At 33.7% G+C, this 543-nt stretch carries 1 protein-coding gene; it reads left to right on the top strand.

Going from position 1 to position 543, the window contains the following annotated elements:
• Positions 1–543 (top strand): restriction endonuclease subunit S (locus tag HT729_RS11495; RefSeq protein WP_172932037.1); only part of this gene is annotated, 543 nt, incomplete at both ends.

The following is a 543-nucleotide window of genomic DNA, read 5'->3' on the forward strand; positions in this document are numbered from 1 at the left end:
CAAATCCCGATTTAATGAGATGTTTGGGGATTTTTATACTACATTATTCCCCAAATATAAAATAGGTGAAAAATTTGAAGTTTCTAGTGGAAGTACACCATCAAGAGATAATAAATTATATTGGGATAGCGGAACGATTAATTGGGTAAAAACAACTGAGGTAATAAATAGAGAAATTACGGAAACTGAGGAAAAAATCACAAAATTTGCTTTAGAAAATACATCTCTTAAACTTTTTCCAGTTAATACAATATTAATTGCTATGTATGGTCAAGGACAAACAAGAGGAAGAAGTGCAATCCTCAAAGTTGAATCTACTAGCAACCAAGCATGTGGGGCTATATTTCCAAATAAAATAGACAATCCAGTTTTTATTTGGCATCAATTAATGCTAAGGTATAGCGAATTACGAGAACTTGGACGAGGAGGAAATCAACCTAATTTAAACGGTCAACTGATTAAAAATTTTGAACTGATTTTCCCCCCTCTAGCCCTCCAAAATGAGTTCGCAGACTTTGTAGCCCAGGTCGACAAATCACAATT

Source organism: Streptococcus sp. 79 (assembly GCF_013277425.1).
In the GTDB taxonomy this organism is placed as follows: Bacteria; Bacillota; Bacilli; order Lactobacillales; family Streptococcaceae; genus Streptococcus; species Streptococcus pseudopneumoniae.